Consider the following 25,152-nt stretch of genomic DNA (forward strand, 5'->3'; position numbering starts at 1 on the left):
AGATCCAAAATTAAATCATCATTTCTATTGCTACTATGATTAAGAATGCAGCAAAGAATTTTTTTATTGTTTTAACCGGTAAACGATTTGCTAATCGCACACCATATGATGCCAAAATGGTAGAAGTTGAAGCAATACCTAATACAGCGGGTAAATAGACATAACCCAAACTCCATTCAGGTAAGTTCGGCTCACCTATTCCAGCGATGATAAATGCCAGAGTACCAAAAAGCGAGACTATCATACCACAAGCAGTTGAAACGCCAATGGCGTGAAGTAAATTTACGCCACAATAGGTTAAAAAAGGAATAAGAACCGCTCCACCACTAATCCCCATTAAACTAGCAATTACACCAGTACCTGCAGCAACTCCTTTAAGGGTATTGTCACTAGGAAGATCACGATGAACTGTTTGTCTTATCGAAAACAGCATATAAGAGGCAAGTAAAATAACACATATTGAAAATATAGCCGTTAAAGCACTTGTTGGCAGTAAGTCTGCAAGGTTAGCACCAGCAACAGCACCTACCGCAACAAAAGCCATCATTTTTCTGGCCATGTGCCAAGGGATGTTACCACTTTTGTGATGATTAAAGGCAGCGCTTGATGAGGTTACAACGATAGACGCTAGTGAACTAGCTAAGGCAATAGGCATAACAATTTCAGGTTCAAAGCCAAGCATAGGTAATAGAATTACTAGCGATGGAACTATAACTAAACCACCACCAATACCAAGTAACCCGGCAAGAAACCCCACCAAGGTACCAAGTAACATACAAATTAAAAAAACCGTTAAAAACATAGAGAACTAAGCTCTTATTGAAGATGGTGCTAAATACCAGCACCTTTAAAAAATAAAATATAGACTATAGAGCCTTACTTACCCGCTCGAACAAAACCACCAAGACCTAGCAACTCCAACTGGTCGTTAATGTAATTATGCACCTGTTTAGTCGTGCTTAACATTAGACAATGGCTTAGTATCAATTTTGCCTGTTCATAATCAATATGACGCAAAACCCACTTAATCCGAGGAATATTATGTGAGTTCATACTTAGTTTATCATAGCCCATGGCTAATAATAACAGTGCGCCGCCAGGATCTCCTGCTAATTCACCACAAAGACTCAATTCTATAAGTTCTTTTTGAGCATGTTCGGCAATATGGTTTAGAGCTCGTAGTACTGCTGGGTGATATGAGTCATAAATACCTGCAACTCTTGAGTTGTTGCGATCAACTGCAAGAAGGTATTGAGTTAAGTCATTACTTCCAACAGAGAAAAAGTCTACTTTTTTAGCGAGTTCAGATAATTGAAAAATAACCGAAGGAACTTCCAACATAATACCTATTTTAGGCTTAAGCACCTGTTCTTCAGTTTCGCTACTAACTTCAAAATACGCTTGATTAATTAATCTTATTGCATCATCGACTTCGGTTATTGACGAGATCATTGGTAGCATAATTTCTAAATTACCAATCCCGATATTCGCTTTGAGCATAGCCCTTACTTGAACTAAAAATATCTCAGGGTGATCTAAAGTAATGCGAATGCCACGCCAACCTAAAAAAGGGTTATCTTCGCTAATAGGAAAGTATGGTAAAGCCTTATCCCCACCGACATCAAGGGTGCGCATAACAACAGCTTGTCTAGGAAAAGACTGTAGAACAGTTTTGTACCAAGATACTTGTTCAACTTCTGATGGGAAACAAGGTCTCTCCATAAATGGAATTTCGGTGCGATATAAGCCTATACCAACTGCACCATTCTTCATTGAATGATCAATACCACCGCTCAAGCCAGCGTTAAGTAATAACTCTATCGATTTACCATCTTTGGTGATGGTTGGAAGATCAGTAACTTCACGTACAACATCTTGAAGCTCTTCCTCTTCTTTTACTAAATGTTGGTATTCTTTTAATAAACTTGCTTCCGGCGAAAGAAATATTTCACCAGAGTAACCATCAATTATCACTTGTTTATTAGACAAGTTATTTAATGGAATATTACCAACGCCCATAATTGCGGGAATACCTAATGCCCGAGCTAAAATAACGGCATGAGAGTTGGTTGAGCCAGATAAGGATACTATCGCTTTTAGTCCTTTATGCTGATACTCAGCCAATAAAGCCGCTGTTACCTCTTGCGCCACAAGCACCATGTCATCAGGTACTTCCGGCTTAGAATGATCTGTTTCTTGTAAATGGAATAAGACTCTATTGCCTAAGTCTTTAATATCAGTGGCACGCTCTCGAATGTAAGGATCGTCAACCGACTGAAACTGCACAATATATTGATCTATAACGAGCTTTAATGCACTCTCAGCACACCAACCTTCATTAATTTTTTCAGTAATTTCTTCACCTAAACTGGCACTTTCTAGCATATGTTTATACATATCGAAAATGTCTAAGGTATCATCAGGAATAGTACCGCGCATGCGATGACTCATTTGCCCAAAATCACGAATAGTCAGCAATACTGATTGCTGAAAGCGCTTTATTTGTTGCGCTGGTTGATCGTGCTTAGTTAAATTAATACTACTAAGCTGAGATCTAGGGTAGCTAACATAAAAACGACCAATAGCTAGGCCTGAAGAGCCTGGGATACCTTGCAATTTTTGCCATTTATTCTGACTAATATTAGGGTTACTAATGCCCTTTGCTTCAGCATGGCTTATCGCCGTAGCTAACTGAGCTGCAAGTGTAACGAGGAAGGCTTCCTCGGTATCATCGAATTGCCTAGCTTGTTTTTGCTGAACAGAAATAATACCAACAACTTTTCGCTGATGGATTATTGGAGTTCCTAAAAAGGCATTAAAATCATCTTCTTGCACTTCAGGAGAATGTTTAAAACGAGGGTGACTTTGCGCGTTTGCAATATTTATTGGCTCTTCTCGTTGCCCAACTAGGCCAACTAAACCTTCAGAGAAACCAATCGCGACTTGTCCTAATGATGTTTTTGATAAGCCATCAGAGGCAGTTAATAAAAAATGCTCTTGTTCATAATCGGCAAGATATACAGAGCAACACTCTGTCGCCATAGCTTCTTTGACTTGCGAAACTAAGCGTAATAAGCCCTGTTCTAGATCTGGCTCTTGGCTAAAGGCTAATACAATGCGACGTAAAGTGGTTAGCATAAATTCCCTGTGCTAATAAAACTATGACAATGTGCAAACGCGTAATTAATTAAAAAATCAATTTAAAATAGACAGTTACCATACTAAAAAAGTGAAAAAAAATCTATCTCATTAACAAATAGCTAACAAGCAAGCATTTGCCCAAATACTTTAAATATTACAGTACTCCTCTCTTAGAAGGACTCTAACATAATTTGATTAATTAAAAGGGAATGCAACAGACAAAAAAATACCGCTGCATCTAAGATGAAACGGTATTTTGAACATAATGATTACGAATTTCTATTTCTTCTAAAATTTCTACGATGACTGTGTCTGGGCTTTTTTTGTTCTTTCCGATTAGATTGGTTGTTATCATTGGAGAATGGAGGTAATGCAATAGGAGCAAATTCCTTCATAACTCTTCGATAAACATCTTTCTTAAAAGATACCACCTGTCTTACCGGGTACCAATAACTTACCCAACGCCAATCATCAAATTCAGGATGACTAGAATGTAATAAATCGACTTCTTCATCAGCACAGGTGAGTTTTAATAAAAACCACTTTTGTTTTTGTCCAATACACACAGGTTTACTTTCGTGTCGTATCAAACGTTTTGGTAAACGATACCTTAACCAATGTTTTGTCGTAGCAATAATTTCAACTTGATTAGGCTTTAAACCAACTTCTTCGTGTAATTCACGGTACATCGTTTGTTCGATTGATTCACCCTCATCAACGCCACCTTGTGGGTATTGCCATGAATGCTGACCAAACCTTCTAGCCCAAAAAACTCGACCTTTACCATCTGTAATCACTATGCCGACATTAGCTCTATAGCCTTCGGCATCAATCACATGAACTCCCGTTCAATTTTATAACTATATAAAATGATTGTTCCACAAAGTTGTGCATTGAGCAAATAAACAAGGAAATTATTTTTATTTTTAAGCATAATAATAAAATCTACTTGTAATAATTGAATAAAAACCTTGAGTATTAATATCCCTGCAACCGAATCAAAGCTCTTAGAACACGCACAAAGCCTTGCGGGCCGCTCATTAGGAGAACTTGCCGAAAAAGCAGGGGTTGTTGTTCCTGAAAACTTATCTAGAGAAAAAGGCTGGATAGGCTTATTACTAGAGAAAACCTTAGGTGCTAGCGCAGGTTCAATGCCCTTACCTGACTTTCCTGAATTGGGAATAGAATTAAAAACCTTGCCAATTTCAAGAGAAGGTAAACCTCTTGAAACTACTTTTGTCTGTGTCGCCCCTCTTACAGGCATCACAGGTATGACATGGGAAAAATGCCATTTAAAAAACAAAATGGCAAAAGTGCTGTGGGTACCTGTTATTTCAGAGCGCTCTATCCCAATTGCCGAGCGCATGGTTTGCACACCTTTTTTATGGGAGCCAAACCAAGAAGAAGAAGAACTAATGCGCCAAGACTGGCAAGAGCTGACAGATATGATAGCACTAGGAAAAGTAGAACAAATAAATGCTAAATATGGGCAAGTGCTGCAACTAAGGCCGAAAGCGGCAAACTCAAGTGTAAAAACCCAAGCATTCGACTCTCAAGGCAGACCATTTCAAACCCTACCTAGAGGGTTTTATTTAAAGATCCCTTTTACCCAAATGCTATTAAATAGGCATTTAAGAATAAATTAAAATCGAAAGGCAAAAGTGAGCTAGAGTTTTTAGCTCACTTAATCACAAAACGATACTTAACGTTAGAGTTTATAAACCTGAATTTCTTGCGATACTTCTGCTGTCTCTCCAGCTTTCACAGTTATCCAATTTGTATTCGCAGCTTCCAAGCAAACAAACTCATCTTCGCCATTTTGATGGATATCTGCCATGCCTGCCGCAATTTCTTTACCTGGGTTCCATAAAACCCATTGCGAGGAATTTGATTTATTGATCTCAATCGCTCGTTTCCAACCTTTATCAAACATAGTCATCGATGAATCAGAGTGATAAATTTTATCAATAGGTCCGATACAATCAAATACATCCTTTGGTTGGCAATTCGATAATTGTTTAATTTTATCATGATAAGAACTATTGCTTAGTTCAGGAATAGCAACGTTTTCTGGTGAGCTTACCGAAAAATAAGTATGTAAAGCATCAGTAAACTGAAAATCTTCATCACTGACATTTTCTATTATAAGCTGTTGTGAAAACGTATTTGAAAAAGTAATGATTTGCTTTACCACAAATTTATTTGGCCAAAACTGAGAAAAATTAGCTCCAGATAAAGTCAACTCAACCGTAACTGAGTGCTGGGCAACATCAACTTTAGATAACTCCCATACGCTAGTACGAGCAAAACCATGGTTACCTGCTTCGCCATAAGGCCCAAACCATGGCCAACATAAAGGGATCCCCCCTCTAATTGCTGTTTTAGCATCAAAGACTGCACTTTTACTTAACCAAAAAACTTCATCGTGCCCTATGGGCTTCCAGCTGAGCACATGACCACCAAACAAGGATAAACTCGCTTGACATGTTTGGTGAGAAATACTTACCTCAGTACACTTAGCATTGATTAACTGCTGGGTAACACTCCCATATTCATTCTCAACAATGGTTTGGCTATTTTCTGCATTTACTACTTTAAAATTCACGTTATTTGTTTACCCAATATATTATTTGCTTCTTATTTGTTGCGCTTCAGAACTAGCCTTAACCGGCTCAGTTGGTTTAGTTCCTTCATCAGATTCCATGCCATGCGCTTCTTGCTCTGCTAACCATAACTCTCGTTTACGCATTTGCACTTGCTCTAGATTAGCATATGCTTTTTTAAAATAGCTAGGTGACATATCGATAGCTTTTTGAAAGAAAAATTCAGCTTCATCTAAACGTCCTTCAAGCATTACAAAATACCCTAAATCATTGTAAGCATCAAATTCAGGCATTACCTGCTTAAAGGTTTTTATCGCCCGGTTGTATTGCCCTTTTCTTGCATATACTAAACCTAAGTTAGTCCAAGCTCGTTTAAATTTTGTATCTACATTAATTGCACGGCGATAATAGCGCTCTGCAAGGGTTAAATCTCCAGTTAGGTAATAAGAATAACCAAGATTAGAAAGTAAATTAGCTGAATTTTCGTCTTGATGAAGTGCTAAATTATAATAAATTCTGGCTAGTTCAAAGTTATGGTGCATATCTTCAATAATGCCAGATACACTGTATGAATTTGTAGGAGAAGCTTTATCTAAAGCGTAATACCCTCCTTCCTTTTTGCCACCTAGGTCAGTTAAACGTTTTTGATCTAAATGAATGGCTTTTTGTAGGTAACCTTGGGCTTGTTTATATTGCTTTTTCTGCATCTGAATAATGCCTAGGTATTGATACGCAAGTAAAATATCAGGTTCTTTAGCTAAGGCTTCTTTGTATGCTCGCTCAGCAATAGAGTGATTTCCTTGTTTGTCATGAATTCGAGCGATTCTATAAAGTACCTTAGAGTTGTCAGGTTCAAACTCTAAGCATTGAATATAGTAATAAAGTGCCTTATCTAAATCACCTCGCTGCTCTGCTTCAAGCGCACTAGCAAGTGCTTCATCCATAGTTTTATTAGTTATGCCTCGCGACTGACCTTTTTCGCCAAATAAATCATCTCGAGCATAGTTTTCCATATTAGCTTGTTCATCATCAGTTGAAGAACATGCTGATAGCAAGCTTATCGAAAAAAGTAGAACCGTTATTATTTTTATATATTTCATCATTATCCTAGAATGTTGTATCCCAAACGGCCATAACCTTTAACACTGCGGGGCCTACAGCAACTATAAAAAATGAAGGCCAAATACAACACATCATTGGAAAGACCATTTTAACGCCTACTTTAGCGGCTTTTTCTTCAGCCTCCTGTAAACGTTTATCTCTGTACTCTTCAGAATAAATTCGAAGTGTACTTGCAATACCAGTACCTAACCTTAAGCTTTGCACAATAACAGAGTTTAATCCTCGAATGTCTTCTAAACCTGTACGCTCTGAAAATTCATGCAAGGCATCTTGCATTGAAAAACCCACTCTAACCTTGCTACAAACCAAAGCTAACTCGTGGGATAACGCAGGTTGTGCATACTCCATCTCTTTACTTACTCTCTGGAATGAGTCCAATAAGCCTAGGCCAGATTCACAACACACCACTAACAAGTCTAGTGCATCAGGAAAAAACTTGCGTAAATTTAACATTCTACGTTTTGCGATATAAGTTAAGATGAATCCAGGTAGTAAATAACTTCCACCAAGAATAATGGCAACTAAATAAATAGTAACGAAAGACGACAAATCAGGAAAAGCTTGTAAAGCCATAATGGCAATACTACCGCCAATTAATAATAAAAAGAGTTTAATCGCATTATATATTTTTAAAGCGTTTTCAGAATGAAAACCGGAATGAATTAACAAGCGCTTGGTTTTATCATCCCCTGCAAAGCTTTGCTGTAAGAAAGGCATTTTATCTAGCGAATGTTCTAAAGCTTGGGATATATTATCACTAACCTGCTCAGCCTTATTGCTTTCACCTTGCATTTTTTGTAATTTCATTCGAATAGGAGAATATGTCCCCGAAAAAACTAAGCTCATTGCTATCGCTAAAGTAATTCCAGCAGCTCCAGCAATAAAATAAATTGCCCATTTAGCCCCCTCAGGACTATCAATAACACTATTAACTAGACCTAATAAATAATCCATAATTAGTACTCAATTCTAATAAGTTTATTAATCCAAACTGTTCCAATAATCATACCTAACCCACCCCATTTCATTAGGTTAATTCCTTCAGGGGTAGCAAACAGTGTTCCTACATATTCAGGAGAGCTCATGTATAAAACGGCAAAAAGTGCAAATGGAGTTAAAACCAACACCCAGGCAGACAAACGCCCCTCTGCAGATAATGTTTTTACTCTACGTTTAAATTTAAAACGCTGACGAATAACCCTAGATAAGGTTTCTATCTTTTCAGCCAAATTACCACCGGTTTCTTTTTGGATACTTACCGCACTTGCAAAAGCCATTGATGATGTCGTTGGTACCCTATGAACAAAAGTTAATAGCGCGGTTTTAATATCGTTACCAAAATTAATTTGCTTAAAAAGTAAATTAAATTCATCGGCTAACTCGCCTTGTGTTTCTTCGCATACTAACTTTAGTGCTTCAGAAAAAGCATACCCTGCTTGTAAGCCTCTTTTGAGTACATCTAGAGCTTCAGGAAATTGCGTTTCAATTTTTTCTAATCTTGAAGCTATGCCTTTTCTTAACTTCATAGAAAAACCAATAAAAACAAATAAAATAGCGATTAAAACAAAGATAGGATCACGGGTAAGTGCCCATATTAATGGAGCAATAATTATTGCAACTAGTAAATTTAATAAAATATATTGATGGCCAAATAGCTTAGAACCAGACATTTCTAATTTATAAGTTAAATTTTCAATCGCAGGTATTTTTTCAATCGATATAATAAACGGACTAAACTGCGAAAGCCTTTGATTCAATACTAAATCAACTTGATTAGGGTCCGTTTGAGCTAACTCTTCAAGATGTTGTTTAAGCTGCTTAGTTTTAGTTCGTTGAGGGTTATAAACTGAAACAAACAATGTTTGTGTCATAAACAAAACAGCCCCAAACACTAGTAATAAGAAAATCACTTCATTACTCATAATTCCCCCTAAAAATTCGTCATATCAGAGTCAATTCCAAAGATGCTATTGGGTAAGTTAATGCCTTTAGCTTTTAAATCGCCATTAAAGTTAGGAACCACACCTGTTGCTTTATAATCTCCTAATATATTCCCCTCTTCATCTTTACCTTTTCTGACAAAAGTAAATATTTCAGACATGGTTATGACTTCACCTTCCATACCATTAATTTCTTGCACACTAACGATACGTCTGCGTCCATCTTCGTGTCTTTGTAACTGAATAACTAAATCAATTGCAGAGGCAATTTGTGCTCGAATATTTTTAACCGGCATATCAAAACCAGCCATGCAAACCATGTTCTCTAAACGGCCTAAAGCATCTCGGGGAGTATTAGCATGTAATGTGGTAAGAGAGCCTTCGTGACCGGTGTTCATTGCCGTTAACATATCAACAGCTTCAGCCCCCCTGACCTCACCAATAACAATACGATCCGGTCTCATCCGTAATGTGTTTCTTACTAAGTCACGCTGTGTAACTTCACCTTTGCCTTCAATATTGGCTATACGAGTCTCTAGCCTTACCGTGTGCGGTTGTTGTAGTTGCAGTTCAGCAGAATCTTCAATGGTAATAATACGTTCAACATCAGGAATATACCCTGATAATATATTAAGCAAGGTTGTTTTACCGCTACCCGTACCACCCGAGATTAAAACATTGAGCTTACCTAATACTGCAGCTTCTATAATCTGACCAATTTCAGGGCTCATTGAGCCAAATTCTATCAGTTGATCCGCTTTGAGCTTTTCAACGGTAAAACGACGAATAGATAATGTAGGACCATCTAATGCAAGTGGCGGTATAATGGCATTTACCCTAGAACCATCTTTTAACCTCGCATCAACCATCGGAGAAGATTCATCAATACGTCGACCAACACTAGAAACAATACGATCAATTATATTCAATAGATGTTTATCATCATAAAACTGTACAGGTACTTTTTCTAACTTACCGTAGCGCTCAACAAAGATATTGTCGTAACTGTTTACTAAAATATCGGATATTGTGGTATCTGAGAATAAGGTCTCAAGCGGCCCTAACCCTAAAATTTCATCTAAAATAAGTTTAATTATCTTTTGTCGAGCTAATAAATTTAATGGTCTAGTGACTTCATTTAATAGTTGGTTACAAATATCACTTATTTGTTCTCTAGCAGGTATATCCTCCATAGTTTCTAATACAGAAAGATCAAGCATTTTCAAAAGTTTAGAAAATATTTGCTGCTTTATTTCTAAATCTTGAGGATTTAAAAAGTCATATTCTTGTGCATCTTGCTTTTTCATCAATTCCATTATTTTTTACCTGTAATTTTGGCCCAAAAACCTTGAGGTTTGGAATCATGCTTTATATCTAACGGCATTATATTTTTAATAATCTCAAGTAATTCTTCAGTGAGGTGCTTAGAATTTGATAATTCATTTAAAGGTTTTCCTAGCTCAGTACAAGAGCTAGCTAGTTGATAATCATTAGATATTTTAAATACGGAATTGATGCCAATTGTTTTTCTTATATCATCAACAGAAATTGTTGAATATTTATCAGAAAAACGGTTTACAATGATATGTAATTTCTCTCCATCTATACCCATAGTATTTTTTAACTGCTCAACTAATTCTTTAGCTTCACGAATGCTAACAATATTTTGTTGAATGATAATTAAAACATGTTCAGAGGACTCTATAATTGGGACAGATAAACTATCCACCCCTCTAGATAAATCGGCAAGCATTAGTCGATAACTTAAGCGTAACTTCCCTAATAATTGATTAACTCTGTTTTGATCAATATGAGCTAGTCGATTTAATTGTGAATATGCTTTTACAGGCAATAGACTTAAGTTATTTCTTCGAACCATCATACTTTTAATGGCAGTAGAATCGAGTTCTTTAACCTCTTCTAAAGCATCATCTAAATAATAACTTGGTTTTAGATTCATACTATCAGCCAAACTACCATGTTGTAGATCAGCATCAAATAAAGCTATCTCATGTTCACTTCGGTCACTTATAACCTGACCTAAAGAATTTGTAATAAAGCTAGCTCCTGATCCACCTTTACCATTAATAACAGAAATCACTGGAGCTAAATTTGCGTGTTGGGATAATTGGTTTGCAATTTGCTGAATCGCAGGGATTAACTCATCTTCCGCTGTTTCTAAAGGAACTACATCTTTAATAGAAAGTTGCAACGCCTTCCTCAACAAACCTTGAGGTAAAGTATCACCTATCAATATTATACTTGCTCCAGAATTAGATACTTTTTCAATATCAAGTATTGTTTGCTGCTCTTCTCCTGTAAAAACAATGATAGCTAAAGAATAGTTTTCAGTTACGAATGAGACTTTATTTTCAAAGTGAATATCTAAATTTTTAACCGCTTTAAGTAACTCTTCAAGTGCAGATTTCACTTGTTCATCATCACAAATAATAAGAGCTTTAATCATTAAAGACAGAGACATATCCAACGATCCTTGATTACTGGAGGCCGACGATACTTTTTTTGATAATGAGTTAAATGGTTTAACGTCATACAGCTTGTTTTCCATGTATAAATCCTCTTTCCTATTACGAACAGACAGTGTAATTGCCGCCGGGTATTGCACCTAAGCTCTCGCTCACTAATGTTGTTTTAAATGTTGGCGAATTGAGGGTTAGGTATAACCCTGGAATTAATAATTCATGCTGATAATTAACGATTTCAGCTCTAACAAGTCTAATATCAGATAAAGATCCAGCTTCACTGCCATCAAGCTCAAGATAAGTTATTTCAATATTATCAGTGGTTAAATTTGGAATTATTTGGATACCAGAAAATGTAGCTAACTGAGTAACACCTAATAATTCGTTAACAGATGATGCATCAGATGTATCAGAAAGAGCATTACATACAGTAGCCAACCTTGCCCCTCGACGAGATACTTCAGTTAAAACATTCCATGTAAAAAATAAGCGCCCTATTTCTATGCAAGCAAAAAATAAAAGGAAAAATAAGCTGCCTACAATGGCAAACTCTACTGTATATAACCCATCTTGTTTTGATTGAGAGTTTTTATTCATAACGCCCTCATCGTATAATTAACAACTAATGGGAAAGTTAGATCAAAACTGTCTGTAGAAACAAAGCTAGGCATAGAATCAAAGAAAATCGGCTGCCAATCATAGCTGACAGTAATAGTTACAAAGTTAGAATTATGAGGAACAATGCTTACGGTTGCAGAGGATAAACCTGGTAGGACTTCAGTATCAGTTGAATTTTGACCATAAAACAATAAGTTTCTAGACCTTGCTGATATTAAGCTAATAGTATCATTTGTAACAATCCCTGTATCACCATCAACAACATCATGTACAGCATATCTAAGAGCATCACGAGTTAAATGGTTAAGAGCATTGTATTGGTATAGCATTCGGCCAAATTCTGCTGTAGCAAAAACAATTAATAATAAAAACGGTAATATTAAAGTGAGTTCAATTGCGGCTAAACCTTTTTGATTACGAATACTCATCCCTCCTCCCTAAGAATCACTACTATTTTGTGAGTGATAAAGTACTAAAGTATGAGGCCCATTAGCAGTAGTGTTTCCCGAAGGCCAACCATTACCTGTGCAATTTGAAATAAACTCCCCTACCACGTAAGATTCATTACCTTTTTGTGTTGTTTGCTGGGTTAAGAAGAAGCATGCTACACCTAAGAATTCTACGCTATTGGCACCGTTATCCTGTTCAGTACAATTGCCAACAACAACCCTAATAATGCGACGTTTTGCAATAGCATCTGTACTATCCCAATCACCATTATCAACCGAGCATTGCTGGGTAGCAGGTGCATTATCACTTTCATACTCTTCATGAGTATAAAGTCGTTGATAAAATTCAAGTGATTCATCGATAGGTGTTGATTCATCATCTACAGACGGAAATATAGTCCCTCCATCCTGCATATATGCAACGCCTTCATCATCTAATTCAATGCGATCTCCTTCACAGGCATTAGGATCTCGCGGGTATAAATGAGAATCTTTGTTAAGAGGGCCGTGGTATTCACCAAATCGAGTATTTAATCCTTGCGCCACGGGTCCTACGGTATTACCAGGCTCAGTTGGAACTTCAGAAGTAGTATCAACATCAGGATCATCACTACCAGATGAAAAGCATATATTTGCAGAAGGATCATTACCACCGGCCATTGCCTCTCTGATCTCATTAGCACCATGGCTATCGCCCAACCTAATTAATTGAAAGTTACCGGGACCTATTTGAGAGTCTGGATTAGAGTCCATTTTCATTATTTGAAGTTTTCCATAGTCATATCCAAATGTATAATTATCAGGTTTTGGATCAGGTGGTGGAGTTCCACAAACCATCATAGGGACGATATCGTTAAAACAATACTGTATCGCGGTGCTTGCCCCTGCTAAAGCAGAAGCAGAAACAACTTTATTAAAGCTCATTATTTGCGCTAAAAAATTAGATAAATCAATATCTGAAACAACCACCTTAACAAACTTAGCTGTTTCATCAGTTTCAGCTGCCGGAGTGGTATCTTCAGGGGAGTGGTAAAAGCTCACAACTAAATTTGAAATATCAAAACTATTAGCAATTTCAGCCGCATCACTATGAGCTAAGTTAATGTTAAATAGTTCAATTGCAGCCGCTCTTGCTTGCGCGTGGTTGCCACCATCATCAATCACTTTTGCTGCATTTAATGCTGAAGCATCCACATAGTTTTGTAGGCGGCTTTTATTGAGCAACATATGCCCACCATCTAATGCTAATGCTGACATAGCAATAAGCACAAACAGGCCTATAGTGAACATCACTAATATGTTGCCTTGCTGTTGCTTACTGATATTTTTCATCATATTTTCCAATGTTTACTTACTGCTACCTGAATCCATCGCTTGACTGGCTGCTGAACTTACTTTTCCATCCTTTGGAGTCACCGCGGATTTTTGATATCCATCAACAACTTTTTCTCCATACACACCATCAAGATCGTTGACTATTCCGGCGTTATTTTCAGGGGCCATAGGATCAAGGATTTGCATTTCGTTTATTTTGGCATATGAACCTGTTATCGGATAAACATCGGTAGAAGTGCACCCAACAGAGCAAAACATGCAGGCAATAGCTAACATAATGGTTTTCATAATTTATACTCCACTCTCTTCAGAACTTAGTTCATGCCCATACTTTTCCTGAGTACCACCATCATCAGGGAGCATTTCATCATTTTGGTCTTCAATTTCGTTTGGTGACTTTTCCTTTGCCTCATCTTCTTCTGGATCTTCCCTAGGAGTCATGCGCCCGAGTAAATAAAACTCCATATCTGAAACAGGAACAAAGTTATCTGTTGGTAGTTCGATATCTTTTTTATTAAATGGTCTAACCAACCTAGGCGTTACCATTATTACTAACTCTGTTTGACCTTTAACAAACTCTTGACTGCGAAATAGTTGCCCTAAAATAGGAATATCACCAAGGCCAGGAATTTTATCTACTGTTTCTCTGAGGGTATCGCTAATCAAGCCACCAATAGCTATGGTTTGCCCGTCTCCTAATTCGACGGTTGTCGCTGTGGTACGCTTAGTTATAGAAGGAACTATAATTCGACTATTAGAATCTGTCGGGGTTAAAGCCATGGCATGAGTTGAACTTAATTCGCTTACTAAAACATTTAGGCTTAAATTAATTTTGCCTGAATCTAAAATAGTAGGAACAAAGCTTACACCCACGCCAAAGTCTCTGTATTCAATGGTTATACCATCTTCATTAGGCACCGGGATAGGGTATTCACCACCAGATAAAAATTCGGCTTTTTGGCCACTTAAAGCCGTAATATTGGGCTCAGCTAAAATTTTCGCTAAACCGTGTTGCTTTGCTACATCAAAAGCAAAGCTAAGTAACATATCACCACTTAAATAGGTACCGAAGATCCCTTGTGAAATAGCAGGAGTTACGCCTATTGCATTAAATAAATCACCTCCTGAAACTATACCACCAGACCCATCACTACCATCAAATTGCAGTAACATTTTTGAGTCTAAGCGGCGAGCAACTTCGGTTTGCACTTCTGCAACGGTAACTTCAAGCATAATTTGATGACCACCGCCAACACTAAGCATATTCAAGACTTCACTTGAACGACCACCAACACTAGCAGCTTCAGCATAAGATCTAGCTAATTCAACAGCTAAATTCATTTTAGTTAAGGATGACGATTGGCCACTAAGAACTAACTGTCCTTGTGAACTTTCAATGCCTATTTTTTCATTTGGCAAGTAATGATAAAAACGCTCTCTAAGGCCATTTAAATCATGGGAAACTTCTAGATTAAATACATCAATAACTTTATCGTTTTCATCCCAAATCATTACATTAGTATGACCTAGCTCTTTACCTACAACATAAAGTTCATCAGAGCGTAAAACTAGAATGTCAGCTATATCAGGGTTACCAATTGAAACACGATGAATATCTTGTTTCATTTGTAAATTTCGTGACTTAAAAATTGGAACCTTTACTGCACTGTCTTCCTTCACAGTTGGGCCACCGGCTAACGCACTATTAAAATTTATAGAGATAATAGTTATGCTCAATGATAAAACTAAAAAGGGTACTACTTTGAATGCCATTTTCATGTGGTAGTCCTTATTATTTAATTTGAGATTGAAACTGATTCAGTTTCAATGCCACGGATTATTTCAACTTTATTACGGGTTGATTTTGTATTGTTTGACGTCGATGCTATTTGGTCAGATGATTCTTCAGATTCTGTATTAGAAGGCTCAGGTTCAACTTCATTAAATTGCTGGCTCAATTGAGTTTCGGTTTCGTCGTTAGGGTTACGAAGAGCTAGTTGTAAGTTACCTTTACTTTGTGCGCTCATTAGTATTTCAGCTTGCTCTAAGTTAACCTCAAGAGTTACCGCTCTAACTATTTGAGGTTTATTTTCATCATTAGACGCTCGTTGATCTACGGCAAGGATTTTAATATTTGAAAGGATTACTTCAGTATAAGTAGTTTTTTCTTTTTTATAAGTTGTTAGCACATCAATTTTATTACCGGGTAAGATAAAGCCAGAAACACCAACAACATCATTTACCCTAATTGACACGGCTCGCATGTCTTTACCAATAAGACTAGCTAAAGAGCTACCTTCACCTTTTTTAGCTACACGAGCACTATGTAAGATATCACCAGCATAAAGCCTGTTTTTAACTACCATACCCGTTGCTTCTTCAATGGAAGAAATACTACCTTTTGGCACCATTCCCTCAGGTAATGTAGTAACACTTAAATGTTTAGCTTCTATGATACTTCCTGTAGCAAGTGCCGCGTTAACAACAACAACTTTAGCATGACCTGCGGCAGCATCTTTGGGTTGATTTTCATCCAGCCAGTTTTTAGCTAAAAAAACAGCTCCTAAGCCAAAACCAACTGATAATAATATAAATACCGCGATATTCTTATTCACAAAATCTCCTTATTTGCTAAACAATGTTTATCCGTACTGCCTATTTAACGAAATAACTGTGCCAGGCAAAGTCTAATAACTCTTTAGTAATCTCATTATCTAACTTATTAAATTTTATTTGGTCATTTACAATGCAAGTCAAATCTCTTGGGTAGCATGGTAAAAATTTTCGTTTATGCATTTCGTGTAAGTGTTCGATTAAATAGTTAAAAACTTCTAATTCACAACGCAAATTTTGCTCTATGCATTCTTTAAACCAAATTTCTTGGTAAAGCTCTTTGGTTAAGTCTTCAAATTGAATTTTATAGCCAAGACGGCGTAAAAATGCTTCATCCACTAACTCAGTGGGTGATAAATTGGTAGAAAATAACAAGAGTAATTCGAAAGGAATTTCAAAATGAAGACCGGACTGTAAAGAAAGAAAGTCTCTTCTTTCTTCTAGCGGGATAATCCAGCGATTAAATAATTCTTTAGGTGTTATCTTTTGACGACCTAAATCATCTAATAATAAAATCCCGTTATTTGCTTTTAACTGCAAAGGTGCGCGATAAGTTTTCGAGGTTGGGTCAAATTTAACCTCAAGCATTTCAGCAGTAAGTTCTCCACCACTAACCACTACAGGACGTTTTGCTAACACCCAACGTTGATCGTAGCTACTTGCTAATTTTAAAACGTTTTCTTGTTGTAATTGTTCTGATAAATGATGAATTTCTGGGTCAAACACTTGAATAATTTCATTATTTACTTCAATCGCATGTGGAATAAGAACATCGCCACCAAACACTAAATTTAAATGACGACATAAATAACTTTTACCTGTACCTGGCGCACCATAAATTAATATTGGTTTTGTGGAATTAAGAGATGGGCCTATTTTTTGTAATAAATCATCAGAAAAAGTTAAATCACAAAAGGCATTTGTAAGCTCATCAATATTAATATGATGACCTCGACTAGATTGCTTTAAACAAATTTCAGTATATTGCTTTAAAGGTACAGGGGCAGGACCAACATAACCATTTCTTAATAACTCTTTTTCGGCTTCTAATGTACCAATTGAACTCAACGAAAATCGCATTTGTTCGTTCGCATTGTTTGAATAATTTTCTATCCAAGACTTCACTTTAGCTATATCAATTAAACCTTGAACTACGCCGCCACTTAAACACATTTTTTGAGCTAAATCACGAAGGGTTAATACACCAAAATACTGTAAATGTTTAAGCATTAAATTAACTAATAAATATTCTGACAACCCAGTATCTGATAACTCTAACGGACAAGGTGCTACTTGATTAAATTCAAAATATTTATTGGAAATTTCTGAGTTTGATAAGTCTTGTGGTTGGTAACTAATTCTCTCATTACTATTGCCTTCTCCTTTTGAATAAAGGTTAAAGCCTTCAATTTTATGTTTTTCTATTGCCTCGCCTACCAAATCAACACGATCTTCATCAAAAGTTATGTCATCATCATTATTAAGTTCAGTAATTTCATTTATAATTTGAAGGTCATTGCCCTTCTCTATAATCGAATCTTCTGATTTTATTGATTTATTTTTAGTGAAGTCAAATAAACTCATGAAACCTCCTTCATGAAAATATCACATATTTAAAATTAGAAAGAACACTTAGAACATCTTTATTTTGACTACAAGCTAATAACCAACCTAAAGCTAAAGCGGGAGCATAAGGAACTTTTAAAGAAGCAGCTTCACCTGCACCTGGTTTAAAGTATGTTCTTAAATAAAAGCAATGGTAGTACCGAACAAGAGTAGCCTTAATACCTTTAAATCCAGTTTTATATATAGTTAAAAGTAAACTTAAAAATCCTCCTACTAGAATTGCATAGACTATTGACCAACCAATTAACATTGGACCTATCAAAACACCTATAGCCATCATCAGTTTTACATCACCTCCTCCTAATGCTTTAATATAAAAAGCGGGAAAGAGGATGATAAAAGCAACAACAAACCCTAAAACAGCAGTAATTAACCCACTGAACTTTAAAAAATAAATTTGTAACACGACTCCGATTAGAATTGTTACAAAACATAAAGAGTTAGGGATACGCTGAAATTTCAAATCGTATATCAGTGCAATAGTAAAAATAGCAAATGTAATGATTAAAATTAAAGTTTGCCCAAATTCGAATTCAGTCATGATCCCTATATCCTTAATTCAAGTGAGATTAGGTACAATCTACACCAGCTCCAGGAGCAGCATTAATTGCAGTATCCATACAATCAAGGCTATCTGTTGCCGCATCACCTAGCTCGGTAAAGGCTAAAACCAACGCAGCTGAAACTAAACTACCTGCAATTGCATATTCAACAGCGGTTAATCCACTCTCATCATTAATAAAATCTTTTAATAATTTCATTTCTATTCCTTAATTAATAATTGAAATTTAATCTATTGCGTACAAGTAGATGCAGAGGTCCCTGCGGCTTCACATAGATCTCCTATTTTTGTTTTTGCGGACTGACCTAAATCTGAAAACGCAACAACCATACCACCAACGACTAAACTACCCGCGATAGCATATTCGACAGCGGTCAAACCACTCTCGTCTTCAATAAATTCGGTGAATAAATTTTTTAATTTTCTCATCTGAAATGACTCCATATTTTTTTAACTCAGCTAGGAGAGCCAAATTATCTGCTCCCTGCCAGACTTTCGTTAACCTTACACAAACCAAGGTCTATTTAAGGTACGAATTAAAAGATTAGAAGTTATTTTGAGAAATGCTTATCACAGGATTGCTATCTGTTGCATGAAATTGCGAATTAGATGAATTGTTATGATCAAGGTTGTAAATGTCAGGTGAAAGTCTTAATTCGCCTTGCTCATTTATCCAAGCCGTTTGGTAAGTAATATAAACAGGTAGAGGGTTGTTTAATGGTAGGTTTGTAGTTTTTCCCGACTGCAAAGCTTTATTCACTTTTTCGGGTTTAACAGATGTTTCACTATTTATTAAGTAATTAGCCAAAAGCTTTGCATCTTCGAGTCGAATACAACCATGGCTTAATGCTCGTTCACTACGGTTAAATAATGATTTAATTGGTGTGTCATGCAAATACACTGAGTAATCGTTAGGTATATTAAAACGATAATAGCCTAATGCATTATTGTCACCAGGAGCTTGTACCAAGCGGTATGATTTTAGAAGTTTTGCTAAGTTTAAATTAGGGTCGTCAATTTCTCGCGTTTGAGCATTTTTCCAATAACCTTTAACCAATTGAAAGTTTTTACGCTTTAGCGATAAGTAATCTTGTTCAAACTCAGGAATTAATTCATTTTTAATAATGTTAGGTGTTGGTGTCCATGTCGGATTTAAAGTGACACGATTAATCTCGGTGATCATTTGCGGTGTTTGATTATCGTTATCGCCAACAATAACCTTCATCTGCATTACTTGCTCACCACCTTCAACAACAGCAAGCTGATAGCCGGGAATGTTTACTAATAAATAATTCTCTGGCGCTTCTTTTGGAAGAGTAAACCACCGCCAAAGGTTAGTTTGTAGTTGCACTACACGCTGCTTTGGTGTGACCGACAATGCTCGGTATGTTTGAGGCCCTAGCTTTCCATCAACAGTTAGACCATGACGTTCTTGGAATTTTTTTAGCGCAGCAACTACAACGGAGTCATACACATCTAATCGGTATTGAGTTTGCGCCTTTTTAGGTAAGTCACCTAAATTAACTAGAATATTCCTTATTGCTGCAACATTTTTATGGCTTTGACCTAGTTTTGGTTTAAATGAAGGATCTAATTTAGGCCATTGGTAACTAGATAGAAAACGGTACTGAGAAATAGCTTTACGTAAGTGGCTAATTTGGTCGTAATTAGGAATTAATGACAGTAATAATTCATCTGTAGAATCATTATCAATAGCTTCTAATAAGCCATCACTTAAATTCTCTTGGCTGCTGCTTTCATTAAGGTTTAATAACTTTAAAAAACCAAGAGTTAAAACCTCATCATGAGCTTTAAATGATTCAGCTTCAATTGAAGTAACTTTGATTTGTTGATGCCAACCAAGATCAGCCAGTAAGCGATGCAGAGATAAACCAGACATTGTTAAACCAGAGTCATCAAACCATAAATATTGCTTTTTACTGTTTGAGATCAGGTAATCATATGTGGGGATACTAGATGAACCAATATTATTGTGATTAAGATTCTTTGAGTCAATAACCTTGGAATTACCACTCTCAGCTACAGGTACGCTTAGAACACTTGAAATGACAGTACTTTCTTGAGCCGCTATAGGCTGGGATATAAAAATACCTAATACAAGTGCGAACTTCATTTTTCTAAAAGGAAGAATAAAGCCCTTATAAAATACAAATATCAACTTAGGACACACGACTTATCCTATTACTAGCATAGGCACTTGGTTGATTAGAGTATTGCTGCATCATATCAGACCGGACCCTTTGATAATGAATATATGTTGGACTTTGTTTTAATTCATTATTGGCGTGCACATAAGCTGTTGGGGTGATGTTTAAATGCTCTTTAAAACTGCGGCAAAAATGGGATGGATTCGAAAATCCAACTTGATAAGCAATCGTCGTGACAGAATTATCACCAGATATTAGTAGCCTTTCCCCTTCTTCTAGTTTTCGGCAAATGAGATATTGACTGTAAGTTATGCCACATAGGTCTTTAAACATATGACAAATACGGCTAGGACTTAGGTGTACATCATGAGCTAAATCTTGAAGAGATGGGCCTTTAATATAATCGCGTTCGATAATATCTAGCAGCTCTGATATAGGGTTATCCCTATCAAGTGTTTCACAACATAAATCATCGCTGAACTCCGAACTTAAAGAGTTACATGCTATTTGTGTTTTATTCATCAGGTTACATCGCAAGGATTTTTTATCTTGCTCATTTAAAGGAGAAATAAATAAGTCATTTACACCTAAATGAATGGATTGATGTAATAGAGGAATTGAAACAGCAGAAGATATGACGAAAAATAGCTTAGATGAATATTTATTGCGGATATATTCAATATTGTGCAAATGAGCGCTACTGGTGTAGTCCATTAAATAAATTACAGCGCCAGGCTCTATATTGGAAAATTCCAAGTCTTGCATTGAACGAATAAACTGGGTATCGCAAAATGAACTCAGTTCTTCCCTGTAGTGTTGCTCTAACACCCTATCAAATGCTATTACTAGCAAGCTGTTTGTTTTATCAACAACCATTTTTTAATCCCTTTTTAATCCCTTAATACACTCAGCAAAACTCTATTGCTATATAAAATCTAGGTAGCAATATTTAGTCTGTCAAATTATGAGGGATTAAATTTTGTAACAATGAACGGGGTTGAATGGTGATTTGAAAGAAAAAAGGTGGTAACTTGTTGATATTAATTTATCTTATAAAACTCTGAAATGCTTTCTTCCGTAAAAAATCAAAAAACTCTCCCCGCATTAATTTGGTTATGCTTTTGCACTTCATTATTTATATTTTCGTCGGGGATCAGTTGGAAATTAAACTCTGCTATTGATTTTACTTACCCTAATTGGTATCAAGCTTTAGACATAAAAAATCACATACAAACCTATGCCCCACAAAACCAATACAATAAACAGGATTTTGTACATACAAGCAGCGAACAGCATTATTCATTATTTTCGGAAGTAGTGGTGGCGATTAACAACCATGGTGAAGGTCTAGATAAAATAAGCTATACAATAGATGAGAGAACAAAAAGGCTTTTTACAAAAAGTGAGGTTATTCACTTAGAAGACGTAAGTATTTTAATCGACCGGCTCACTTGGCTTTGGCTAGTAAATTTAATTCCTTTAAGCATTTTACTTTTTGCTTATATAAAGAATAAAGTAGCAATGCCTGATAAGAAATTAAAACTACAAGCGTTAATTACTAGCGCATTAGTAATTGTTTTAAGTTTTGCTTTTTTGGGTTTTAAACAAATATTTTATTACTTTCATACCTTAGTTTTTCCGGATAATCATCAGTGGTTCTTTTATTATCAAGAATCTTTAATGAGTACATTTATGAAAGCACCAGACTTATTTGCAGTGATGGGCTTAAATTTATTTTTAATCGCCATAATTATATTTTATTTAGTTAACTATTTTCTCAATAAATACATTAATAACATCACTCCAAATCAATAGTACGAATCGCTTTTTTAATAAACTCGATCCTATCTGCAAGGTGTGTCTGATCTTGCATTCCTGTGTATATACTTTGATCAGCTTGAAGTTGCAGAACTAACCAGCCCCTGATCATTAAGTAGTATCTTTGATCCCAGCCAAGCTTGGTTATTTTATGGATAGATGTTGGGTCGTTTGGGTGTTTAATTGCTAATAATGCTTCGTTAATTTGCTTTCCTAGTTTTAAAGACTCAATATCTTCTTGTGATAATTCAACAGTTACAAACTGCTCTTGCTGTTGAGTGTTTATCTCAGAAGAATTCGCCTTAAAACATAGTAATGCAATGGTTAAATGACTGAGTAAAATAAAGCGAGTTGAAATAGTTTTTTTATAAGTTTTAGATTTGTTATTGATATTCATTTATTTACTCACTTTTGTAATTAATTCTCATTAGCGTGCTTGTATTAACTATAGCAAGCTATTGATATTTCACCGTCATAACCGGCAATAAACTTTTGTTGTTCAAATTTAAAACCAAGCTTAGTTAATAGTGCCTGTGAAGCAGGGTTCTCTATCGCAGTCATAGCCATTACTTTATCTAAGTTATGATGTTCTATTTCATAGTTTAAAACGGCTTGTGCTGCTTCAAAACCATAGCCTTTTCCGCAGTATTTTTGTAAAAATGCAAAACCTAAATCAGGGTAAGGTAGAACAGGTCTTTTTAGAAAACCACAAAACCCAATTGCTTGCTCACTTTCTTTTAAAACGACAACATGTAAGGCAAAGCCATGCTCTTTTAACATTTTCTGAGGGCCTGTTTTTATATAATTAATGGCATCGTTAAGATTTCGGATTTCTTTATCGCCTATGTATTTAATAAATTCGGGTTCATTGAGCAATTCCAAAATAAAGCCCGCATCTTCAATACTTACCTGCCGAATTAAAAGGCGTGGTGTGGTTAATATATATGGATTCAATATTTATAATTCCCTGATGAGTGACTCTTGATTTTTGTACTTAAAAATTTAATCCGCTACGGAAAATATAAAATATTTGGCACATCATTTTAAGGTTTTTTAATTATTACATCATAAATAAACCATACTCTTTCGAGGTAGTATTTAAAGCTTTATTTGAAACAAATAATAAAAACTTAAAAAACATACAATTACAGTTCATTAAAAAAGCAGGTAAAACTCTTTAACAAAAATGCAACATGATTGGTCTTGTATAGATTTTTAATCGGCGTATCATCCGCTCAACTTTTTCGTTTCCCTTTTCTGGAGTTATTTATATCTATGAGAAAACTGCTTACTTCCCCTGCAAAAATGTCTATTGGCACACTTGAAAACCAAATTTATCAAACCGCTTTAAAATACGTTGCCGATCTGGCCCTAAACTTAATGGCAGTTAAAGTTGAAAATCATCCAGAAGACTTTTTAGGTTGGTGTAAAGAGTTACACAAATTATGTAAGCATGGAATTAACATGGATTTATTGGAAGAAAATCAGTTTCGTCCATTAAAAAAACTGCAAGAAACATTGGAAGCTGGGATTTCGGTTTGTCAGTTAAAAATGACTCGCATAACTCCTTGGCCAATCTACCTAAGCTTTATTGAAGAAAACTCAACTCTGCAAGCTTTAGAAGAACGCTTAGCTCTGCTTGATTACATCAATGAGATAAAAACTAAACCTTTAGCTGAGATGATCGAAGAAGATCGTTTAGCATTTACCGGTAAGCACAGTGCCAAACACGATATTAGCATTTATAACTTTGATGTTGAGTGGTTTGCTAGTACTAAAGGCGCCAAGATATTTCATAACCTATTAGTTAATCATAGCGAATACTTTGATAGTGCTCTTGCACATATCCCACTAGAAGGCGATGTGACAAAAGCTAATTACGATGCGTTCGTATCAGCATATTGCAATGTATTTACCGAACATACGGATGGTGATAAGCCTTCTATGATGGCTGCAACGCGTTTATTAGCAATGCGCCGTCCAGATATTTTTGTGGCGTTAACCAATGCCAAACTCGATGTCATTTGCCAAGGTTTAAGTATTACGAAGTTTAATAATCAAAGTTTCGATGGTTACTGGGATGAGCTAATTACAGCGATTCAAACTTGCCCTTGGCATAGAGAGCCAAAACCGAGCGATGAACAACAGCTTCGTATTTGGCAAGCCCGCGCACTAATGATTGATTTATTCTTATTTGCCGATGAGTCATTAGCTGAAAATTCTAATTACGTACGCATGCGAGATAAACCTAAAAAGACAAAAGTAGGTGTTGCTCGTAGCGTTAAACGCACCAAAGAATCAGCTGAACAAATCGTTGATAAAGCCCTTGCTCAAGAAGATATTCCTGAATACTTGCTGGAAATGAGAAACTCATTAATTAACAGCGTAAAAGATGGCAAGCCGGTTGAAAAGGCGATTTCGTTAATGCGCTCTATATTCGGATAGCCTTATATTTTATCCATTTAAAGTATTTAGCTTGGGTTAGTTTTTATTACTAATCCAAGCTCTTCCCTCCAGCTATCACTACAAATCTTTACAAATTGTAACTTAATCGCATAAATCGGTGCTTTAGGCTGATAGTGCATTGACTCCCCTACTGCTCTTAGTTAAATTCTCATCCACAAAATAGCGCTAAGTGTTGAAAATTTTTGTTTAAGCTTACTTTCCAAAGTCA

26 protein-coding genes are annotated in these 25,152 nt (G+C 36.0%); 3 read left to right on the forward strand and 23 right to left on the reverse strand.

Features of this window, described 5'->3' with window-relative positions:
* Positions 1-10: 10 nt before the first annotated feature.
* The 3 genes from FNN08_RS11895 to rppH all read right to left on the reverse strand — a co-directional run bounded on the left by FNN08_RS11895 (position 11) and on the right by rppH (position 3,977).
* Complete coding sequence (locus FNN08_RS11895) at positions 11-802, reverse strand: sulfite exporter TauE/SafE family protein (RefSeq protein WP_143586059.1); 792 nt, start codon at positions 800-802, stop codon at positions 11-13.
* 74 nt (positions 803-876) lie between these two features.
* Positions 877-3,138, reverse strand: a complete 2,262-nt coding sequence (gene ptsP, locus FNN08_RS11900; RefSeq protein ID WP_143586061.1) for a phosphoenolpyruvate--protein phosphotransferase — start codon at positions 3,136-3,138, stop codon at positions 877-879.
* Between the two features lie 272 nt (positions 3,139-3,410).
* Complete coding sequence (gene rppH / locus FNN08_RS11905) at positions 3,411-3,977, reverse strand: RNA pyrophosphohydrolase (RefSeq protein ID WP_143586063.1); 567 nt, start codon at positions 3,975-3,977, stop codon at positions 3,411-3,413.
* A 141-nt stretch (positions 3,978-4,118) separates the two neighbouring features.
* Here rppH and mutH point away from each other — a divergent pair, with 141 nt between their 5' ends.
* On the forward strand, positions 4,119-4,787 hold the full coding sequence (gene mutH / locus FNN08_RS11910; protein ID WP_221931799.1) for a DNA mismatch repair endonuclease MutH: 669 nt from the start codon (positions 4,119-4,121) through the stop codon (positions 4,785-4,787).
* 62 nt (positions 4,788-4,849) lie between these two features.
* Here mutH and FNN08_RS11915 read toward each other — a convergent pair whose 3' ends face one another.
* The 18 genes from FNN08_RS11915 to FNN08_RS12000 form a co-directional block, all read right to left on the reverse strand.
* The gene (locus FNN08_RS11915) at positions 4,850-5,746 is read right to left on the reverse strand and encodes a D-hexose-6-phosphate mutarotase (protein WP_143586067.1); all 897 of its coding nucleotides are present in this window, start codon (positions 5,744-5,746) and stop codon (positions 4,850-4,852) included.
* A 21-nt stretch (positions 5,747-5,767) separates the two neighbouring features.
* The gene (locus FNN08_RS11920) at positions 5,768-6,844 is read right to left on the reverse strand and encodes a lipopolysaccharide assembly protein LapB (protein ID WP_185962649.1); all 1,077 of its coding nucleotides are present in this window, start codon (positions 6,842-6,844) and stop codon (positions 5,768-5,770) included.
* 7 nt (positions 6,845-6,851) lie between these two features.
* A complete protein-coding gene (locus FNN08_RS11925) occupies positions 6,852-7,820 on the reverse strand; it encodes a type II secretion system F family protein (RefSeq protein ID WP_143586071.1) in 969 nt (322 codons plus the stop codon).
* Between the two features lie 2 nt (positions 7,821-7,822).
* Positions 7,823-8,788, reverse strand: a complete 966-nt coding sequence (locus FNN08_RS11930) for a type II secretion system F family protein (RefSeq protein WP_185962650.1) — start codon at positions 8,786-8,788, stop codon at positions 7,823-7,825.
* A gap of 8 nt (positions 8,789-8,796) precedes the next feature.
* Entirely contained in the window at positions 8,797-10,122 is a 1,326-nt protein-coding gene (locus FNN08_RS11935) for a CpaF family protein (protein WP_143586075.1), read from the reverse strand.
* Positions 10,122-11,375, reverse strand: coding sequence for a CpaE family protein (locus FNN08_RS11940; RefSeq protein ID WP_143586077.1), 1,254 nt, complete (start codon positions 11,373-11,375; stop codon positions 10,122-10,124). Before FNN08_RS11940 ends, FNN08_RS11935 begins: the two co-directional genes overlap by 1 nt.
* A gap of 19 nt (positions 11,376-11,394) precedes the next feature.
* Entirely contained in the window at positions 11,395-11,886 is a 492-nt protein-coding gene (locus FNN08_RS11945; protein ID WP_143586079.1) for a TadE/TadG family type IV pilus assembly protein, read from the reverse strand.
* Positions 11,883-12,335, reverse strand: a complete 453-nt coding sequence (locus FNN08_RS11950) for a TadE/TadG family type IV pilus assembly protein (protein ID WP_143586081.1) — start codon at positions 12,333-12,335, stop codon at positions 11,883-11,885. Before FNN08_RS11950 ends, FNN08_RS11945 begins: the two co-directional genes overlap by 4 nt.
* Before the next feature lie 9 nt (positions 12,336-12,344).
* Complete coding sequence (locus FNN08_RS11955; RefSeq protein WP_260679338.1) at positions 12,345-13,688, reverse strand: TadE/TadG family type IV pilus assembly protein; 1,344 nt, start codon at positions 13,686-13,688, stop codon at positions 12,345-12,347.
* 15 nt (positions 13,689-13,703) lie between these two features.
* Complete coding sequence (locus FNN08_RS11960; protein ID WP_143586085.1) at positions 13,704-13,979, reverse strand: hypothetical protein; 276 nt, start codon at positions 13,977-13,979, stop codon at positions 13,704-13,706.
* Between the two features lie 3 nt (positions 13,980-13,982).
* Positions 13,983-15,470, reverse strand: coding sequence for a type II and III secretion system protein family protein (locus tag FNN08_RS11965; protein ID WP_143586087.1), 1,488 nt, complete (start codon positions 15,468-15,470; stop codon positions 13,983-13,985).
* A gap of 17 nt (positions 15,471-15,487) precedes the next feature.
* Entirely contained in the window at positions 15,488-16,306 is an 819-nt protein-coding gene (gene cpaB, locus FNN08_RS11970; RefSeq protein ID WP_143586089.1) for a Flp pilus assembly protein CpaB, read from the reverse strand.
* 40 nt (positions 16,307-16,346) lie between these two features.
* The gene (locus tag FNN08_RS11975; protein WP_260679339.1) at positions 16,347-17,888 is read right to left on the reverse strand and encodes an AAA family ATPase; all 1,542 of its coding nucleotides are present in this window, start codon (positions 17,886-17,888) and stop codon (positions 16,347-16,349) included.
* A gap of 10 nt (positions 17,889-17,898) precedes the next feature.
* A complete protein-coding gene (locus FNN08_RS11980; protein WP_143586091.1) occupies positions 17,899-18,471 on the reverse strand; it encodes a prepilin peptidase in 573 nt (190 codons plus the stop codon).
* A 28-nt stretch (positions 18,472-18,499) separates the two neighbouring features.
* Positions 18,500-18,691, reverse strand: a complete 192-nt coding sequence (locus FNN08_RS11985) for a Flp family type IVb pilin (protein WP_143586093.1) — start codon at positions 18,689-18,691, stop codon at positions 18,500-18,502.
* Positions 18,692-18,723: 32 nt separating this feature from the next.
* The gene (locus FNN08_RS11990; RefSeq protein WP_260679340.1) at positions 18,724-18,936 is read right to left on the reverse strand and encodes a Flp family type IVb pilin; all 213 of its coding nucleotides are present in this window, start codon (positions 18,934-18,936) and stop codon (positions 18,724-18,726) included.
* Positions 18,937-19,036: 100 nt separating this feature from the next.
* Complete coding sequence (locus FNN08_RS11995) at positions 19,037-20,626, reverse strand: murein L,D-transpeptidase (protein WP_143586095.1); 1,590 nt, start codon at positions 20,624-20,626, stop codon at positions 19,037-19,039.
* 46 nt (positions 20,627-20,672) lie between these two features.
* Positions 20,673-21,512 carry a helix-turn-helix domain-containing protein gene (locus FNN08_RS12000; protein WP_185962651.1) on the reverse strand — a complete coding sequence of 280 codons (840 nt, stop codon included), beginning with the start codon at positions 21,510-21,512 and terminating at the stop codon, positions 20,673-20,675.
* 213 nt (positions 21,513-21,725) lie between these two features.
* Here FNN08_RS12000 and FNN08_RS12005 point away from each other — a divergent pair, with 213 nt between their 5' ends.
* Complete coding sequence (locus tag FNN08_RS12005; protein WP_143586099.1) at positions 21,726-22,475, forward strand: DUF1461 domain-containing protein; 750 nt, start codon at positions 21,726-21,728, stop codon at positions 22,473-22,475.
* On the opposite strand, the gene FNN08_RS12010 is transcribed toward FNN08_RS12005, so the two are convergent.
* Positions 22,459-22,875 carry a hypothetical protein gene (locus tag FNN08_RS12010; RefSeq protein WP_143586101.1) on the reverse strand — a complete coding sequence of 139 codons (417 nt, stop codon included), beginning with the start codon at positions 22,873-22,875 and terminating at the stop codon, positions 22,459-22,461. The two genes, FNN08_RS12005 and FNN08_RS12010, sit on opposite strands and share 17 nt — an antisense overlap.
* 44 nt (positions 22,876-22,919) lie before the next feature.
* On the reverse strand, positions 22,920-23,432 hold the full coding sequence (locus FNN08_RS12015; RefSeq protein WP_260679341.1) for a GNAT family N-acetyltransferase: 513 nt from the start codon (positions 23,430-23,432) through the stop codon (positions 22,920-22,922).
* 321 nt (positions 23,433-23,753) lie between these two features.
* On the opposite strand from FNN08_RS12015, the gene FNN08_RS12020 reads away from it, so the two are divergent.
* On the forward strand, positions 23,754-24,923 hold the full coding sequence (locus tag FNN08_RS12020; protein ID WP_143586103.1) for a hypothetical protein: 1,170 nt from the start codon (positions 23,754-23,756) through the stop codon (positions 24,921-24,923).
* Positions 24,924-25,152: the final 229 nt, after the last annotated feature.

This window comes from Thalassomonas sp. M1454 (assembly GCF_007097525.1).
Taxonomy (GTDB): Bacteria; Pseudomonadota; Gammaproteobacteria; order Enterobacterales; family Alteromonadaceae; genus Thalassotalea_A.

What these genes read in the sequence shown, in the direction of transcription:
- FNN08_RS11895 (WP_143586059.1), bottom strand. Translation starts at nt 802, where the DNA reads ATGTTTTTAACGGTTTTTTTAATTTGTATGTTACTTGGTACCTTGGTG.
- ptsP (WP_143586061.1), bottom strand. Translation starts at nt 3,138, where the DNA reads ATGCTAACCACTTTACGTCGCATTGTATTAGCCTTTAGCCAAGAGCCA.
- FNN08_RS11920 (WP_185962649.1), bottom strand. Translation starts at nt 6,844, where the DNA reads ATGAAATATATAAAAATAATAACGGTTCTACTTTTTTCGATAAGCTTG.
- FNN08_RS11925 (WP_143586071.1), bottom strand. Translation starts at nt 7,820, where the DNA reads ATGGATTATTTATTAGGTCTAGTTAATAGTGTTATTGATAGTCCTGAG.
- FNN08_RS11930 (WP_185962650.1), bottom strand. Translation starts at nt 8,788, where the DNA reads ATGAGTAATGAAGTGATTTTCTTATTACTAGTGTTTGGGGCTGTTTTG.
- FNN08_RS11935 (WP_143586075.1), bottom strand. Translation starts at nt 10,122, where the DNA reads ATGGAATTGATGAAAAAGCAAGATGCACAAGAATATGACTTTTTAAAT.
- FNN08_RS11940 (WP_143586077.1), bottom strand. Translation starts at nt 11,375, where the DNA reads ATGGAAAACAAGCTGTATGACGTTAAACCATTTAACTCATTATCAAAA.
- FNN08_RS11945 (WP_143586079.1), bottom strand. Translation starts at nt 11,886, where the DNA reads ATGAATAAAAACTCTCAATCAAAACAAGATGGGTTATATACAGTAGAG.
- FNN08_RS11950 (WP_143586081.1), bottom strand. Translation starts at nt 12,335, where the DNA reads ATGAGTATTCGTAATCAAAAAGGTTTAGCCGCAATTGAACTCACTTTA.
- FNN08_RS11955 (WP_260679338.1), bottom strand. Translation starts at nt 13,688, where the DNA reads ATGAAAAATATCAGTAAGCAACAGCAAGGCAACATATTAGTGATGTTC.
- FNN08_RS11960 (WP_143586085.1), bottom strand. Translation starts at nt 13,979, where the DNA reads ATGAAAACCATTATGTTAGCTATTGCCTGCATGTTTTGCTCTGTTGGG.
- FNN08_RS11965 (WP_143586087.1), bottom strand. Translation starts at nt 15,470, where the DNA reads ATGAAAATGGCATTCAAAGTAGTACCCTTTTTAGTTTTATCATTGAGC.
- FNN08_RS11975 (WP_260679339.1), bottom strand. Translation starts at nt 17,888, where the DNA reads ATGAGTTTATTTGACTTCACTAAAAATAAATCAATAAAATCAGAAGAT.
- FNN08_RS11980 (WP_143586091.1), bottom strand. Translation starts at nt 18,471, where the DNA reads ATGACTGAATTCGAATTTGGGCAAACTTTAATTTTAATCATTACATTT.
- FNN08_RS11985 (WP_143586093.1), bottom strand. Translation starts at nt 18,691, where the DNA reads ATGAAATTATTAAAAGATTTTATTAATGATGAGAGTGGATTAACCGCT.
- FNN08_RS11990 (WP_260679340.1), bottom strand. Translation starts at nt 18,936, where the DNA reads ATGGAGTCATTTCAGATGAGAAAATTAAAAAATTTATTCACCGAATTT.
- FNN08_RS11995 (WP_143586095.1), bottom strand. Translation starts at nt 20,626, where the DNA reads ATGAAGTTCGCACTTGTATTAGGTATTTTTATATCCCAGCCTATAGCG.
- FNN08_RS12005 (WP_143586099.1), top strand. Translation starts at nt 21,726, where the DNA reads ATGCTTTCTTCCGTAAAAAATCAAAAAACTCTCCCCGCATTAATTTGG.
- FNN08_RS12010 (WP_143586101.1), bottom strand. Translation starts at nt 22,875, where the DNA reads ATGAATATCAATAACAAATCTAAAACTTATAAAAAAACTATTTCAACT.
- FNN08_RS12020 (WP_143586103.1), top strand. Translation starts at nt 23,754, where the DNA reads ATGAGAAAACTGCTTACTTCCCCTGCAAAAATGTCTATTGGCACACTT.